This window comes from Leucobacter musarum subsp. musarum (assembly GCF_001273845.1).
GTDB classification, from domain to species: Bacteria; Actinomycetota; Actinomycetes; order Actinomycetales; family Microbacteriaceae; genus Leucobacter; species Leucobacter musarum.
The window spans coordinates 183,559-198,404 of record NZ_JHBW01000063.1 but is presented as its reverse complement, the minus strand read 5'-3'; the positions used below and the strand labels follow the sequence as shown (position 1 = coordinate 198,404).

The 14,846-nt window shown below is 65.1% G+C and carries 13 protein-coding genes; 1 reads left to right on the top strand and 12 read right to left on the bottom strand.

Annotated features, from left to right (window positions below; genetic code table 11):
• Window positions 1-103 precede the first annotated feature (103 nt).
• The 7 genes from CH42_RS02040 to hisD form a co-directional block, all read right to left on the bottom strand.
• Window positions 104-1,303 (bottom strand): NAD(P)-dependent malic enzyme, encoded by a 1,200-nt coding sequence (locus CH42_RS02040; RefSeq protein WP_053351543.1) that lies wholly within the window; start codon window positions 1,301-1,303, stop codon window positions 104-106.
• A complete protein-coding gene (locus tag CH42_RS02035; protein ID WP_053351542.1) occupies window positions 1,303-1,884 on the bottom strand; it encodes a hotdog domain-containing protein in 582 nt (193 codons plus the stop codon). The genes CH42_RS02040 and CH42_RS02035 overlap by 1 nt, the downstream gene beginning before the upstream one ends.
• A gap of 111 nt (window positions 1,885-1,995) precedes the next feature.
• On the bottom strand, window positions 1,996-3,177 hold the full coding sequence (locus CH42_RS02030; protein WP_239683912.1) for an iron-containing alcohol dehydrogenase: 1,182 nt from the start codon (window positions 3,175-3,177) through the stop codon (window positions 1,996-1,998).
• On the bottom strand, window positions 3,174-3,851 hold the full coding sequence (locus CH42_RS02025; RefSeq protein ID WP_053351541.1) for a ThuA domain-containing protein: 678 nt from the start codon (window positions 3,849-3,851) through the stop codon (window positions 3,174-3,176). Before CH42_RS02025 ends, CH42_RS02030 begins: the two co-directional genes overlap by 4 nt.
• 69 nt (window positions 3,852-3,920) lie before the next feature.
• A complete protein-coding gene (locus tag CH42_RS02020) occupies window positions 3,921-5,714 on the bottom strand; it encodes a thiamine pyrophosphate-binding protein (RefSeq protein ID WP_053351540.1) in 1,794 nt (597 codons plus the stop codon).
• A gap of 26 nt (window positions 5,715-5,740) precedes the next feature.
• The gene (locus CH42_RS02015; RefSeq protein WP_053351539.1) at window positions 5,741-7,285 is read right to left on the bottom strand and encodes a GMC oxidoreductase; all 1,545 of its coding nucleotides are present in this window, start codon (window positions 7,283-7,285) and stop codon (window positions 5,741-5,743) included.
• Window positions 7,286-7,319: 34 nt separating this feature from the next.
• Window positions 7,320-8,699: a histidinol dehydrogenase gene (hisD, locus tag CH42_RS02010; RefSeq protein ID WP_239683911.1), complete on the bottom strand. Its 1,380-nt coding sequence runs from the start codon at window positions 8,697-8,699 to the stop codon at window positions 7,320-7,322.
• Window positions 8,700-8,824: 125 nt separating this feature from the next.
• Between hisD and CH42_RS02005 the strand changes: the two genes are divergently transcribed.
• Window positions 8,825-10,324 carry a PucR family transcriptional regulator gene (locus tag CH42_RS02005; protein ID WP_053351537.1) on the top strand — a complete coding sequence of 500 codons (1,500 nt, stop codon included), beginning with the start codon at window positions 8,825-8,827 and terminating at the stop codon, window positions 10,322-10,324.
• 9 nt (window positions 10,325-10,333) lie between these two features.
• Here CH42_RS02005 and CH42_RS02000 read toward each other — a convergent pair whose 3' ends face one another.
• The 5 genes from CH42_RS02000 to CH42_RS01980 form a co-directional block, all read right to left on the bottom strand.
• Window positions 10,334-11,344, bottom strand: a complete 1,011-nt coding sequence (locus CH42_RS02000; protein WP_053351536.1) for a Gfo/Idh/MocA family protein — start codon at window positions 11,342-11,344, stop codon at window positions 10,334-10,336.
• Window positions 11,341-12,186, bottom strand: a complete 846-nt coding sequence (locus CH42_RS01995) for a sugar phosphate isomerase/epimerase family protein (RefSeq protein ID WP_053351535.1) — start codon at window positions 12,184-12,186, stop codon at window positions 11,341-11,343. Before CH42_RS01995 ends, CH42_RS02000 begins: the two co-directional genes overlap by 4 nt.
• A 30-nt stretch (window positions 12,187-12,216) precedes the next feature.
• Window positions 12,217-13,008, bottom strand: coding sequence for an SDR family NAD(P)-dependent oxidoreductase (locus tag CH42_RS01990; protein WP_053351534.1), 792 nt, complete (start codon window positions 13,006-13,008; stop codon window positions 12,217-12,219).
• A gap of 79 nt (window positions 13,009-13,087) precedes the next feature.
• On the bottom strand, window positions 13,088-13,879 hold the full coding sequence (locus CH42_RS01985) for an ATP-binding cassette domain-containing protein (protein ID WP_053351533.1): 792 nt from the start codon (window positions 13,877-13,879) through the stop codon (window positions 13,088-13,090).
• Window positions 13,857-14,831: a sugar ABC transporter substrate-binding protein gene (locus CH42_RS01980; RefSeq protein WP_082309231.1), complete on the bottom strand. Its 975-nt coding sequence runs from the start codon at window positions 14,829-14,831 to the stop codon at window positions 13,857-13,859. Before CH42_RS01980 ends, CH42_RS01985 begins: the two co-directional genes overlap by 23 nt.
• Window positions 14,832-14,846: the final 15 nt, after the last annotated feature.

Below are 14,846 nucleotides of genomic sequence, written 5' to 3'. Positions count from 1 at the left end.
GCTTCCCGAGCAACCACTAAGCGTTGAAACGAATGGCGGTGTCCGGGGGGCGAACCCCCAGACACCGCCATTCGTCGTTCTGCGGCCCTCCGCCGCGTAGGTACTACTCCGCGACAGTTCCGGTTGCCTCGGCAATCACCGCGGCAGCCACTGCGTGCGCCACACGGGGATCAAGCGGGCTCGGGACGATCTGACCAACTGAGAGATCATCGCCCACGATGTCGGCGATCGCCCGCGCGGCCGCGATTTTCATGGCCAGGGTGATGCGCCTCGCCCGCGCGTCGAGTGCCCCGCGGAAGATGCCGGGGAACGCGAGCACGTTGTTGATCTGGTTCGGGAAGTCGCTGCGCCCAGTGGCGACGATGGTGGCGTACCGGGCTGCGACGTCCGGCATCACCTCAGGATCGGGATTCGACAGTGCAAAGATGATCGCGTCGCTCGCCATCGTCGCGAGGTAGTCCTCCGGTACCGTTCCGCCAGACACACCGATGAAGACATCGGCATCCACCAGGACCTCCCGCAAGCCGCCGGTGACGTCACGCGGGTTCGTGCGACCGGCGAGGTCAGCCTTGAACGGATTCGCACCCCCCGGCGCCGCGCTCAGCACACCACGCGAATCAAGCACGATGATGTCTGAGATACCTACCGCGAGCAGAATCTCGCTCACGGCGATCCCGGCTGCGCCGGCACCCGAGACCACGACGCGCAGCTGCGCCAGGTCTTTCTCCACCAAGCGCACCGCGTTGAAGAGCGCCGCGAGCACCACCACGGCCGTGCCGTGCTGATCGTCATGCATGACGGGAATGTCCAGGGCTTCGATGAGACGGCGTTCGATATCGAAACAGCGAGGCGCCGCGATGTCTTCGAGGTTGATCGCGCCGAACGACGGCGCGATGCGCGTGATCGTTTCCACGATCTCATCGGAGTCGGTCGTGTCGAGCACGATCGGGATCGAGTTGAGGTCGCCAAAGGTCTTGAAGAGTGCCGACTTCCCCTCCATGACGGGCATCGATGCCTTCGGGCCAATGTCGCCCAGACCGAGCACCGCCGTGCCGTCCGAAATGACCGCGACGAGGCGTGACGCCCAGGTGTGCGTGTCTGCCACCGTCACGTCGCTGGCAATGGCACGGCATACCTGGGCCACTCCCGGCGTGTAGGCGATCGACAGATCGCGCTGGCTCGCAATGGGGCGCGTCAATTCGACGGTCAGCTTGCCGAGCTCGTGCCCAGCGAAAATGTCTTCCTCCGAGAACTGGGGGGCGGGTGTGCCCGTCACCGCGGAGGCAGGAGATGCGTGATTCATCAGTGCGTTCTGTTTCTGTGTGAGGCGGCAGGAGCCGTACGGGCAGAGCGCAGCCCTGCCGCGTCGGCGCCTGTGCCGCGGGGTCGAAGATGCGGATACGGGACCCAGCCGTTCGGGTTGAGCTCGTATTCGACAGGTTCGCGCATGGTATGCACGGAGCCAGTGGAGCGGGAACGAATGATGTCTTTCCCGGATCGGTTCTGAATGACGGCATCGATCTCCATTGATCGCGCGTCAATACGGGTGACTCGAGCCTCCAAGATGTGAGCGTCGGTCGAATCGAAATCTCTGAGGAAGTTGAAGCGTGATTCCAGCGCACCAAACGTGCGGTTGGCGGGCGCGGCAGAGCGAGCTGCGAGCGCGCTGACACCATCCAGCATGGCGATCGGGAGAACGTTGCTCGTCAGCACGGGAGCGCGAGAGTCGTCGCGCAGAGGCGCCACCTCAATGACCACGACCCCTGCCTCCAGCTCACGCAGGGTGTACGCCTGGGAGCGCGGCAAATACATCAGCTGCGCATCTGCATCGACGATTCGCCTCACGATATCGAGGCCAGATACCCGCGCATTTCTCAACGTCATGTTCTCTCTCCTGTGGTCTCTGAGCCGCGCGGATAGCGCTGAGGCTGCAGAGGTGAAGACACGTCTCCACTCCTCTGCAGCCTCAGGCGCACTGCGACGGGATACCCGCTACTAGTAGATCGCGCGGTACAGCGCCTCAATTTCGGACGCGTCGGGCACCTTCGGGTTGTTGAGGTGCGACCCCGACCCGATCGCCTGCTGCGCCATCTCGGGGATTGCGGCTTCCCACGCTTCTGCAGAGACACCGAAGCGCTCCGGCGTCGGAACTTCGAGCTCTGCCTTCAGCGCCTGGAGTTCACGCACCAGCGCCTCGGCCGCCGCGGTGTCAGAGTCATCGGCACTCGCCACGCCGAGCGCACGAGCGCACGCGGCGTACCGGTCGTCAGCGACACCGAGTGAGAAACGCGTCACCTCGGCGAACAACATGGCATTCGCCATGCCGTGCGCGACGTGGAAGTGCGCTCCGATCGGACGGCTCATTGCGTGGACGAGCGCGACACTCGAGTTCGAGAACGCGATGCCCGCGTATGTCGCGGCCTGCATCATGGCGGCGCGGGCCTCCACGTTGCCACCCTCGAAGTAGGCCGTGCGCAGATTCTGACCGATGGCCTGAATCGCGCCGAGTGCCAGCGCATCAGAGAACCCGTTCGCCTTCTTGCTGACATAGGCCTCGACGGCGTGCGTCAACGCGTCGATACCGGTGTCCGCAGTCAGACGCGCCGGCATGGTCAGCGTCAGTTCGTAGTCGACGATCGCGGCGACGGGCAGGTACGACGGCCCACCGCAGAGCATCTTCTCGCCGGTCTCACTGTCGCTGATGACCGTGAACTGCGTCGCCTCCGAGCCGGTGCCGGCCGTAGTCGGGATCGCCACGATCGGCAGTGCCTCGCCCGCATACGACACGGGAGCCTTAAGGTCGCGCATCGATCCACCGATGACCGCGAGGACGGCAAGCGCCTTCGCCGTATCGATGGGGCTTCCGCCACCCAGGCCGATCACGATGTCAGCCTGGTGGGCTCGGATCATCTCAAGGCCGAGATCGAGCGACGCGCTGGTCGGATCCGGAACCGTACCGCTGAAAATCACCGCGTTCAGCCCCTGCGTGCTGAGGTCATCGACGACGTTCTGCGCGACTCCGGTGCTCGCGAGGAAGGCGTCGGTCACCACCACCGGGCGCGATGCGTTCAGCGACTTCACGACTTCCCCGACGCTCTTGATCGCGCCGCCACCGACGCGCATCTTCGGCGGTACCGCGAGCGTGCGGACGACGTTCGCGGACGACTCCTGGCTCACTGCTGATCACCCGACTGGCGCGCAGCCCAGGTGATGCCCTGGCGCATGAGGCGCTCAACCGAGGGAACCGTCAGGTCTTCGAGGTAGTGGCCGAGGGCGCTGTAAAACACGCGACCTTCGCCCCAGGTCTTGACCCAGGCCTGCGGCATGACCTGGCCATCGAGCCACGGCATGTGCTCGCCGTCGAACGTGGTCTCCAGCAGCACATGGTTCCGCGGATCGACGTTCATGTAGTACTGCTCGCTCGCAGCCTGGAAATCGGTGACACCCTGCGACACCTCGTGGGTACCGTCGGTCACGCGGACCGGGTACGGGTGACGGACGCCCTCGCCCGCGGGGTGATAGAAGACGTCTGCGCCGAGCATCATGTGGTACATGACGCTGCCACGGAAGGCTGCGCCGCCTCCGTGCCAAGATACGAAGCCGGTGCCCTGCTCGATCGCTCCGAGCAGGTGCTGCTCCTGCGACGGGGTCAACGTCTCGCTCAGCAGTGCGTTGTTCCAGTTGTTGACGATGAGGTCAAAGCCGGTGAGGTCCTGATCCAGTGCGAAGATGTCGTTGCTCTCAACGACCTCGAACCCGAGCTCCTCGAGCAGGTTCCGAGCCCATTCCGCAACCCCGTACGGGTTGTGCCCCGGCCAACCACCGTACAAGTACAACGCGCGTTTCGACATTTCTGGTCCTCTCTACCGGTGTGGTGCGGGGTGGCGCCTCTGCCCGGCGCCACCCCGTTGTAATGCGACTTAGAAGCCGCGGTTCTTGACGTAGGTGTCGCGCTTCTCGCCCAGGTACGCGGGAACCGTGATGTCCCACCAGCCGGTCTCGTGCAGCTTCGTCCAGGGCAGAGCGTTGGCGCTCATGACCTCGACCACGTACGGGCCCTCAGACGCGATACCGCGCTCAACAGCAGCAAACACGTCCTCGGGCTGCTCGACTCGCTCGCCGGCAACACCCATCGAGTTCGCGAACTCGACCGTGTTCAGGAAGTAGGGCTCGCCGCTGGCGTGCTTCCACTTCGTGATCAGGGTGCGATCCTCGCCGAACAGGTTGATCTGCAGATCCTTGATCGCTTCCCAGCCGCCGTTGTTCATGACGACAACCACGAGCGGCACACCGAGCATGGCGGCAACCGCGAGCTCCGTACCGGTCTGGAGCAGGCTGCCATCGCCGATGTAGGCGACAACCTGCTGCTCGGGAGCGGCGATCTGCGCGCCAATCGCTGCGGGGAGACCGAAGCCGATGCCCGACATGCCACCCGCGACGATGTTCGTCTTGGGCTCGTAGATCGGGAACTCGTTGAACGCGCCATTAGCGGGGTTGCTCGAGTCGGTGACCCAGATCGCGTTGTCGGGGAGAGCGCGGCGGATGTCGACCATGGCACGAGAGTTCGTCACCGGGGTGACGTCGGCCTCACGGGCGGGGCGGAGGTACTCTTCCCACTCCTGCTTCAGGAACTGCAGCTCAGCGAAGTACTCGGTGTCGTGGTAATCGCCCTCTGCCTCTCCGAGCTCTTCGAGAAGCACTGCGAGCGTCGACTTGGCATCGCCCACGATTCCGACGTTTGCCGGATAGTTGCGGCCGATCTCGAACGCATCGATGTCGATGTGCACGAGCTTCGTCTCCGGGAAGTTGAAGGTCACGCCCTTCCGGTACGACGAGGTGATGCGGTCGCTGAAGCGCGAGCCGACAGCGATGATCACGTCCGCCTGCTTGGTGACCGCGTTGCCCGGGATCGAGCCGAGGTCGCCACAGGGCCACGCGTACAGATCGTGACGGGCCGAAACCGCGCCCTTCCCCATGAATGAGTGGGTAACCGGTGCGCCCAGGCGCTCGGCAAGTGCCACAACTTCCTCGCTGGCCTCGGCGGCAATGACGCCGCCGCCCGCGAGGATCACGGGGCGCTTCGCGGTGCGGAGCAGCTCAGCGGCCTCGCGGATCGCGACGCGGCTGCCCTCGGGGCGAGGCATCTCAACGGGCGCACCGACGAGGGGCTCGTAGACGCCCGAATCGGCCTGCAGGTCCTGCGGCACGTCGATGAGCACCGGGCCACGACGGCCTTCGCGCATGGCATTGAACGCCTGTGCCATCACGCGGGGAATCTGGCCCAGGTTGGTCGGGCGCCACCAGCGCTTCACGGCCTTCTCAATCATGGTGCCCCAGGCATTGCCATTGGGACGGTCGATCTCCTGCAGCACGCCACGGTTTTCCATGTACGTGTGCACGGATCCGGTCAGCACGATCATCGGCTGCGAGTCCGAGAACGCGGTGACGATGCCGGTGACGGTGTTCGTCGCGCCCGGACCGATCGAGGTGCAGACCGCGGCGATCTTGCCTGAGGCACGGTAGTACCCATCAGCCATGTGCGCAGCGCCCTGCTCGTGCATGGCCTGCACCACGGTGATCTCGTCCTCGCGATCAACGAAGGCATCGAGCAGCGCGGTGTTGCCGTGGCCGGGCACCGCGAAGACGATCTCCACACCCTGACGGATGAGGCTATCGACGATCATCTGACCGCCGGTGAGTTCCTGATTCGACATGTCTGTCTCCTTTGAGTAGTGGTTCGTTACCGAGCGTCAGCAGCTCGGATGGTGTCGACGACCCGAAGCGCATTCGCGGTGATCGTCAGTACGGGGTTCGATGCGGTCGATGACGGGAAGACCGAGCTGTCGACGGCCCAGAGGTTCTGCAGGTCGTGCGACTTGCAGTCGCGATCGACCACAGAGTTCTCAGGGTTGTCTCCGGCTACCAGCGTGCCGCACATGTGCGAGTTGGTGGCGATACCCATCACCTTGGTGAAGATGAACGGGTACCCCGCCTTGCGCACCACGCGCGCGACGTTCTTGACCAGCTGGCGGTGCGCACCGAAGTTGTTGCGCTTCCAGTGGACGAAGATCTTGCCGTCGCGCACCTCTGCACGGTTCTCCGGGTCAGCAACGTCTTCCGAGATCAGGCAGAAGTCGATACTGCGGTCGGTGACCATCTTCAGCACGAAGCGCGGCAAGAAGGGGAAGAACCCCTTCAGGGTGTCGGCGCTCAGCTTGCCCAGCATCTGCATGTTGCCGAGCGGGGGGCGGTCCCCATCGCGCAGGTACCAGTCATTGACGCCGATGGTCTTCTGCCACGAGGTCGGGTTCTTGCGGAACGGGTTGATGCCCACGAGGAAAGTGGTGTTGTGCACCATGTAGTTGCGGCCCACCAGACCCGACGAGTTCGCGATGCCCGATTCGAGCAGCAGTGCGGCAGAGCTCACCGCTCCCGCGCCGAGCACGAACCGGTCGGCGACGATCGTCACGGGCTTGCCGTCGAGCTCGGCCTCAGCGGCGACCAGGCGCTTCCCGTCTTCCGAGTGCAGCAGGCGCGTGATGCGCAGACCGGACACGAGCTGAATCTGCTGATCCTGCTCGAGTGCCGGCAGCAGCAGGCTGTTCCAGGCATCCGACTTGCGATCCGCGAAGCTCGGGGTCCCGTCAGATCCTGCCTCCTCCAACCGCTCAGCATCGTTTGCGAAGTGGATGCCGTTGGCCGAGTGGTACGGGTGCAGACCCTGGCGCTTCAGCGAGTCCGAGAAGCGTTCGATCTCGGGCTCGTGCTCAATGCGAGGCAGCGGGAAGGGCTCACTGTGGTGCGGTTCCGTCGGATCCTCGCCGAGCGAACCGTGCACGCGGTAGAGCTTTTCGGCTCGCACGTAGTACGGCTCGAGGTCGTCGTACGAGAACGGCCACGGCTGCGCCACGCCCTCTTCCATCTCGACGCGCTCAAAGTCTTCCTTGCGGAAGCGCGGCAGAGCCGCACCGTAGAACTTCGTGTTTCCGCCGACGTAGTAGTACGTGCCCGGCGTGAACGGCTTCCCGTTGGATGCGTCGAACCACGGTTCCACGTTCGCGTAGCGCTTCTCTACGTACATCGCGTTGACGATGTCTTCCTTGGCAACCTGAGGAATGTGACCGCCGCGTTCGGCGACGAGCACGTTCAGGCCAGAACCGATGAAGCCGCTCGCCGCGCCGGCGCCGCCAGGCCCGGACCCGATGATGAGCACGTCGGTGCGCACGGTTGCGCGCTCCGCGAGCTCCTTCTGGGGCTCAAACGGTGCTGAGGTACTGCTGGTCATGCGTGTTCCTTCCGCAGTGTGGGGCCTGCGAGATTCAACGCAGTCCCTGCGTCCACTCGGGCCATTCACCCGTGTACCGCGCGGCACGGATATCGCCGGATCGTGCGTGTCCTTCGAAGCGCTCGGCGCGTGCGGCGCGACCCAGCAGTTCGCCGAGCGCGGCGCTGGCCTCGTCGGTGCGCACCTCCTGGTAGGTGACCGTCTTCAGGTACTTGCCCACCCAGAGACCACCGGTGTAGCGCGCGGCCCGCATCGTGGGGAGCACGTGGTTGGTGCCGATGACCTTGTCGCCGAACGACACGCAGGTGCGGTCGCCCAGGAACAGTGCCCCGTAGTTCTGCATCTTCTCGAGCGCGAGGCGGGGCTCCGCGGTCAGCACCTGCACGTGCTCGCTCGCGTACTCGTCGGAGATACGGAACGCCTCTTCGATGTTCTCGGCGACGATGACCTCGCCCACCGTCTCCCACGCCTTCCCGGCGATCTCAGCGGTGGGGAGCACCGCGAGCTGACGCTCGACCTGGTCGATGACGGCGCGACCGTTCTCTTCGGAGGTGGTCACGTAGACGGCCGGTGAATCGGGGCCGTGCTCTGCCTGGCTCAGCAGATCGACCGCCGCGAGGAACGGGTCGGTGGTCTCGTCACCGACGATGAGCACCTCGGTGGGGCCGGCGAAGAGGTCGATGCCCACGCGGCCAAAGAGCTGACGCTTCGCCTCGGCAACGAATGCGTTGCCGGGGCCGGCGATGACGTCGACGGGGTCAATCGTCTCGGTACCGACGGCGAGTGCGGCGATCGCCTGGACGCCACCGAGCAGGTAGATCTCGTCTGCGCCTGCGTAGTGGATCGCGGCGACGCTGGCCGCGGGGATCTCGCCGCGCGGGGCGGGCGTCGCGGCGATGACACGCTGCACGCCGGCGACCTTTGCGGTCACGATCGTCATGTGTGCCGACGCGAGGAGCGGGTAGCGGCCACCGGGCACGTATGCGCCGACGGCGCCCACGGGCACGTTCTTCTGGCCCAGGAAGACGCCGGGCTCCACCTCGGCCTCGAAGTCGGTGATCGACTCGCGCTGCAGCTTGGCGAAGCGCTCAACGTTGCGCTGTACCGTCTTGATGTCCTCTAGCGTCTGCGGGTCAACGGTCGCGATGATCTCCTGGATCTGCTCTTCCGACAGGCGGAAGGATTCCGGGGAGAAGCTGTCGAACTTGACCGAGTAATCGCGAAGCGCTGCATCGCCGCGGCTCTCGATGTCGGCGATCACGGTCTTTACCGTGTCGGTCACCGTGGCCTGCGCCGTCGAGCTCTGCGCTTCAGTCTGATGGGGCTTCTTAAGGTGAAACACGCCGTGCCTTTCCGTTCGTTGTTCGAGGTTGTTCGTCGTGAAGTATTGGAGCGACTTCCCAGCGTCAGGCACGGGTCTCCGTTGACATTTCGACGATCTACTACATCTACGATTCTCGCCCCCTCCCCCACACCCACACAGACGCACTTCGTGAAGAGTTCGGTGGATTCCATTCTCAGTGTGTTTACAATTGGCGCATGACCCTTTCCGTGAAGCAGGTTCTGGAGATCGATCTGCTGCGCTCCTCCAAGCCGCGTGTGCTGACCGGAGCGGAGCACTTGGCACGCACCGTGAGCTGGGTGCATTCGTCGGAGATCCCTGATATTGCGCGATTCTTGCGCGGGGGCGAGTTGCTCCTGACCGCCGGTCTGGGCATGGGGACGACCGAGCAAGCGCAGCGCCAATTCGTGGCAGAAGTGGCGGCCGCGGGTGCCGCGGCCCTCGTGATCGAGGAGTCCGGACGCATGTTTAGTCGCGTGCCCGCCGCGGTCGTTCAGGCCGGCGGCGACAACGGGCTTCCCGTGATCGCGCTTGAGCACGAGGTGCCGTTCGCGGGGGTCTCGTCTGCCGTGCACTCCATCCTGAGCGACCAGCGCGTGCAGACGCTGACGCGCGAGCGCGAGATCGAAACCACGTTCTCCGATCTCCTCCTCATGGGTGCTGACTCGGTGGCAATCGCTCAGGCTCTCGCGGACATTGCGGAGTGCGACGTCGTGCTCGAAAACGTGGCTCATCGCGTCGTGGCGTACACGGGGGCTGACAACGATCTCCTCTCAACCTGGTCGCAGCACACGCGCACGCACCACGTGCTCCTGCAGGAGTGCGTGCAGCGCCCGATTCTCATGCGTGGCCAACCGTGGGGGTACCTCCACGTGTTCGCCGGCAACGCGGGGCAAGATCCGGCCCCCGAAACCTCGTTCGCGGCCGAGCGCGCCGCGGCGGCGATCGCCATCTCCCTGCTCACCGACCGCAGCCGGGAGGCGCGCGAGCGACAGCGCAGTGCGGCACTCGTGTCGCGTCTGCTGCTCTCAGAGCTCACCGGGCCCGACTTCGTCGATCAGTCGCGCAGACTGGGGTACCAGCTCAACCCCCACACCCTCATGGTGGCCGTGGCGAACAAGGAGCCCGGAGTCGACTTCGACACCTCGGCCGTGCGCAAACGCACCGACCTCATCTCTGCCGACATGGGTGAGTACGCGCTCGTGGTATCCGACCGTCTCGGCACGGACTTCGAGATTTCGAGCCTGTTCCCGGGCGCTACCCGCGGCATTGGCGTCAGCCGCCCCGTTGATGTGCGCACCCTCGCTACCGCGTTCACCCAGGCGCGCAGCGCCGCATCGGTGTCTGCCACGCACCCGTCCTCGCAGGTGCTGCACTTCGACTCCCTCGGCGTCGAACGCATCTTGATCGCCCTCGCCCAGGGCCCCGAGCTGGCAAGCTTCGTGGAAGACGAACTCGGCCCGCTCCTCGAGAAAGATGCCAACGCGTCGGCGCCACTGCTGCCCACGCTCCGAGCCTTCCTCGAGGTCGATGGCCGCAAGAGTGAGGCCGCGGACCGTCTGTTCATTCAGCGCCGCACGCTCTACAACAGGCTTGCGCGGCTCACGGAGATCCTCGGGCGTTCGCTCGAAGATCCCGCGAGCCGGCAAAGCCTGCTGCTCGCCGTGAAGGGTCTCGACCTGCTCTCGGGCGCGTAGCGGATCGGCTCAGGCCCCGACCGTCACGCGGACTCCGCTCGCCATTGCCGCGCGGGTCGCGACTGCCACCTCGAGCGAGCGAATCGCATGCCCGAAGCCGAGGCCCGGTGCCCCGGTCGCCACGGACTCGGAGAACTCACCGATCAGCCGTTCGTAGGCGTTCGCACGGGGCCCGGTCTCGATTTCGCGAGGCGCCTCGTCGTTCTGGAGCAGCGTCAGCGTGCCCGCCGGATGCGCGTTCAGGATGTCATCGGCGATGAGCACTCCGTCCGTGCCGTGGATCTCCACCGACGTTCCCGAGTGCGGCTGCGCATAGGACTCATGGAACACGGCGTGCGCCCCGGAGGCCAAGGACATCACGCCCATGACGCCGTCTTCAACGCCCTGACCCATCCCCTGATACAGCGGTGTCGCCGCAACCGACTCGATCTCATCGTCGAGCAGGAACCGCAGGGTGTCCGCGTCATGCACGGTGATGTCGTAGGCGATTCCGCCACCGGCCGGGTCGGTCAAGCGCCATCCCTGCAGGGCGGTGGGCAGATAGCGCGTGTGGTTCACCCGCACCGAGAGCACGCGCCCCACGAGCCCCTCACTGATCACGCGCCGTACCGTACGATGCGTGTCCATGAAACGCAAGTGGTGATTCGGGCGCAGCACCAGACCCGCCGCCAGCGCCGTGCGCTCCATGAGCTCCGCGTCAGCGACCGTCAGCGCGACCGGCTTCTCGGTGAGCACGTGGACACCGTTGCCGAGTGCCGCCAGCGTCTGCGGCAGATGCAGATCGTTCGTGGATCCCACGTAGACCGCGTCGATCTCGGGATCCGCGACCATCTCTTCCCACGATGTGAACGTGCGCCCGATGCCGAAGTCTCGAGCGAAGTCGGCTCCGCGCTCGTTAGACGAGGAGGAGACGGCAGCGACCGTGTTTCCGGGCACCGCGTTGATGGCGTTCACCATCCAGGTACGCGCCATCCACGACGCCCCGATGATCCCCCACCGCAGGTCGCCGGGGGCACTCACGATGCCTCCGTTGCGTGCGCCGCGAGCAGACCGTTCAGGTGCTCGAAGCTCGCACGCGCGTCGGCGACCGAAGCGCACTCGACCGACACGACCACGTCGTTCGGCCCAGCAGCCAGGGTGCGCAGCATGCGGTCCCAGTCCAAGACGCCCGAACCGCACGCGGTGCCGAGCATGCCGCGCACGCGGCCGCGGTAGTGCGCAGCGTCGGCGGGTGCGATGTCTTTCGCATGGATGTGCACCGTCTGCGGCAACAATTCTTCCAGCCACGCAGCGGGATCGTTCTCGCTCAAATAGGCGTTGCCCGTATCGAGGTTGATCGTCATCGCATCGCTCGGCACGAGCTGCTGCAGTCGTCGAATACGCTCGGGAGTCGCGGTGTAGTCGCCGTGCGTCTCCACCCCGATGCGCATACCGCGGCGCTCAGCGACGCGCAGCGCTTCGGTGAGGGTATACGTCATCAGCGTCTCGTTCTGCGCGTCCGACGTCCACGCAGGCATCGGCCCGTCATCGACCATGATCATCGGTGCGCCCAGCTCCTGCGCGAACCGGATGCCCTGCCGCAGATAGTCGACGGCGACGTCCGGTTTGGCGAGCGGAGCGTTGCACGAGAGCGACGACACGCGCAGGCCGCGCTGTTCGACCTCGCTGCGAATCTCCAACGGATCCTCAAGGAGCGAAATGGAATGGAAGTACCCCGCCGCGCTCAACAGTTCACGCCCCCAGTGCGCCATCGGCTCGACGTATGCGTAGCCGATCTCTGCGGCCTGGTCCAGCGCCCATCGCAGCGACCCACTGTTCGCGCGAGAAAATTCAAGGTTCAGCCCCAGGCTGATGTTCCCCATGTGCGGTCCCCTTTCGTATGGCGCACGCGCCTAGTTGAGCGTCTCGCCACCGGTGATATTGACGGCCTGCCCGGTCATGAATTCGGCATAGTCGGAGGCGAGGAACACGGCCGTTTTCGCGACGTCCTCGGGAGTGACCCAGCGACCCAACGGGACGTTGCTCTCCCACTCGCGCAGTGACTCGGCTGCGGGTACGCCAAGCAGTTCCTCGGCTTCAGCGGCCTCACGGTACGTCATCTCCGAAAGCACGCTGCCCGGGCAGATGGAGTTCACTCGAATACCCGTGTCTTTCAGTTCGATCGCGAGGGATCGCGTGAAGCCGATCACGGCGGCCTTCGAGGCGCAGTAGTGCGTTTGCAGCGGGATTGCACCCTTGCCCGCCTGCGACGCCGTATTGATGATGCGGCCCGTACCGCGCTCCGTCATGTGCGGAATCACGGCCTTCGACCCGAGGAACACTCCCTTGCAGTTCACGGCAAACACGCGATCCCACATGTCGGCGCTCAGGTGCTCGATCGACTGCAGCGTGGTGATTCCCGCGTTGTTGTAGAGCAGGTCGATCTGACCGAACTCGGTGATGGTGCGCTGCACCATCTGCTCGACATCGGACTCGGAGGTGACGTCGGCGCGGATCGCGAGCGAGCGCTGCCCGGCGGCTGCGACCAGTCGGGCCGTCTCCTGCGCCGGATCCTCCGCCACATCGACGGCCACGACCGATGCACCGTGGTTCGCCAGGGCGAGTGCGATGGCGCGACCGATTCCGCCGCCCGCGCCGGTGACAATCGCGACCTGCCCGCCGAGATCGATGGTGTTCGTTGACATAGGTGTCCGTCCTTTCGAAAGTGCAAAATGCCGAGGGCGGCGCGAACCGGGAGATCCCGATCCGCGCCGCCCGCAACGGTTACTGCCGCGCGCCGGTGATCAGCGAGACGATATCGTCCGAGTCCGTCTCAGCAGTGACCCGCGATCCCACGATGCGTCCGCGGCGGAACACGTACACGCGGTCCGTGAGCTCCAACACCTGCTGCATGTTGTGGCTCACGATGATGACGGCGACACCGCGCGCCTTGAGGCGCTTGATGATGCTGTGCACGTGAGCCGTTTCCTGCAGCCCCAGCGCGGCCGTGGGCTCATCCATGATGATGAGCTTCGAGCCCCAACCCGCAGCACGCGCAATCGCGATACCCTGACGCTGTCCACCCGACAGTCCACTCACAATGGAGTCGACCTTCGGCACGTTGACGCCGATTTCGCTCAGCAGTTCCGTCGCGCGCTTGGCCATCTTCTTGCGGTTGAGCACGCTCAGACCGCCGAAGTTGAAGACCTTCTCTTCGCGCCCGAGGAAGAGGTTGCTCATCACGTTGAGATCGTCGGCGAGCGAGAGATCCTGGTAGACCGTCTCGATACCGGCTTCACGGGCATCGACGGGGGTCTGGAAGGTGTACTCCTGACCGTCGAACGTGATCGTTCCCGCGGTGGCGGGCTGCGCACCAGCCAGAATCTTGACGAAGGTCGACTTGCCTGCGCCGTTGTCACCCATGATGCCGATGCACTCGCCCGGGGCGACGGTGACGGTGGCGTCCTCGAGCGCTTTCACGCCACCGTAGTGCTTCGTGATGCCGACCGCTTCGAGCAGGTTTCCGCCCGGCACGGTCTGGGGTGCGCGTTCCTCAGTAGGCAGCGGGGATGTCATCCACGTTCTCCTTCGTGATCGTGCCGATTTCCGTCAGGATCTCAGGCTCCATGGTGCCGCCGTCGAAGAGGTCGGCGAGGCCATCGAACGTGGCAACGGACATCTCGCGGGGGTACTGCGCCACCGCACCGAACAGCGAACCGTCGATGATGGCCTGGCGCACTTCTTCCGAGTAGTCGGTTGCGACGAACTGGATCTCGTCGCGACCCTTGCCGTCTGCGGTTGTTGCTGCAGCGGTGACCTGCGGGCCATGCGACACGATCGCGCCGAGGTCGCCCTTCGGGTACTTCACGAGCCAGTCCTGCGTCAGCGAGACCGTCTTGTCTTGCATCCAGTTGTCTGGCTGCGACTCGACGATCTTCACGTCGGGGCAGTTCTCCTCGAGACCCGTCTTCAGACCCTCGGAACGCCCGAGCTGAGCGGTCGAACCGATGATGCCGGTCTGCTCGGCGACGGTGCCCTTGTTGTCGAGCGCCTCGCAGGTGAGGGTGGCGAGGCCCTTGCCGATCTCGACCTCGTCTGCGCCGACAAAGGAGGTGATCGGGGCGCCCTCACCGAAGTTGAGGCTGAAGGCGATGACCGGGATGTCCTTCGCGTCGGCGCGCTTGACGGCTTCCGTCAGGCTGTCCTCATCCGGCGGAACGATGACGATCGCGTCCATACCCTGCGCGATGTAGTCGTTGATCGTCGCGTTCATCTGCGCGACGTCGCCACGACCGTCGGTCACGGTGACCGACATCCCGTTGTCGGCTGCTGCGCTCTTCGCCTCTTCAGCGGCGGCGGCGAGCCATGCGTTGCCCTGCATGTTGTGAATCAGGAATCCGACTCGCGGCGCATCAGCGCTGGCCGCGTCGCCCGAGCCAGAGCACGCGGCGAGGCCGAGCACCAGGCCACCGGTCGCTACGAGAGCGCCGACGCGGGTGAGCATTCGAGCTGAGTTCAGTTTCTTCATGATGATTGCCTTTCA

Coding starts and splice junctions, on each gene's coding strand:
- CH42_RS02005 (WP_053351537.1), top strand. CDS start 8,825: ATGACCCTTTCCGTGAAGCAGGTTCTGGAGATCGATCTGCTGCGCTCC.
- CH42_RS02040 (WP_053351543.1), bottom strand. CDS start 1,303: ATGAATCACGCATCTCCTGCCTCCGCGGTGACGGGCACACCCGCCCCC.
- CH42_RS01990 (WP_053351534.1), bottom strand. CDS start 13,008: ATGTCAACGAACACCATCGATCTCGGCGGGCAGGTCGCGATTGTCACC.
- CH42_RS01995 (WP_053351535.1), bottom strand. CDS start 12,186: ATGGGGAACATCAGCCTGGGGCTGAACCTTGAATTTTCTCGCGCGAAC.
- CH42_RS01980 (WP_082309231.1), bottom strand. CDS start 14,831: ATGAAGAAACTGAACTCAGCTCGAATGCTCACCCGCGTCGGCGCTCTC.
- CH42_RS02020 (WP_053351540.1), bottom strand. CDS start 5,714: ATGTCGAATCAGGAACTCACCGGCGGTCAGATGATCGTCGATAGCCTC.
- CH42_RS02035 (WP_053351542.1), bottom strand. CDS start 1,884: ATGACGTTGAGAAATGCGCGGGTATCTGGCCTCGATATCGTGAGGCGA.
- CH42_RS02025 (WP_053351541.1), bottom strand. CDS start 3,851: ATGTCGAAACGCGCGTTGTACTTGTACGGTGGTTGGCCGGGGCACAAC.
- CH42_RS02015 (WP_053351539.1), bottom strand. CDS start 7,285: ATGACCAGCAGTACCTCAGCACCGTTTGAGCCCCAGAAGGAGCTCGCG.
- CH42_RS01985 (WP_053351533.1), bottom strand. CDS start 13,879: ATGACATCCCCGCTGCCTACTGAGGAACGCGCACCCCAGACCGTGCCG.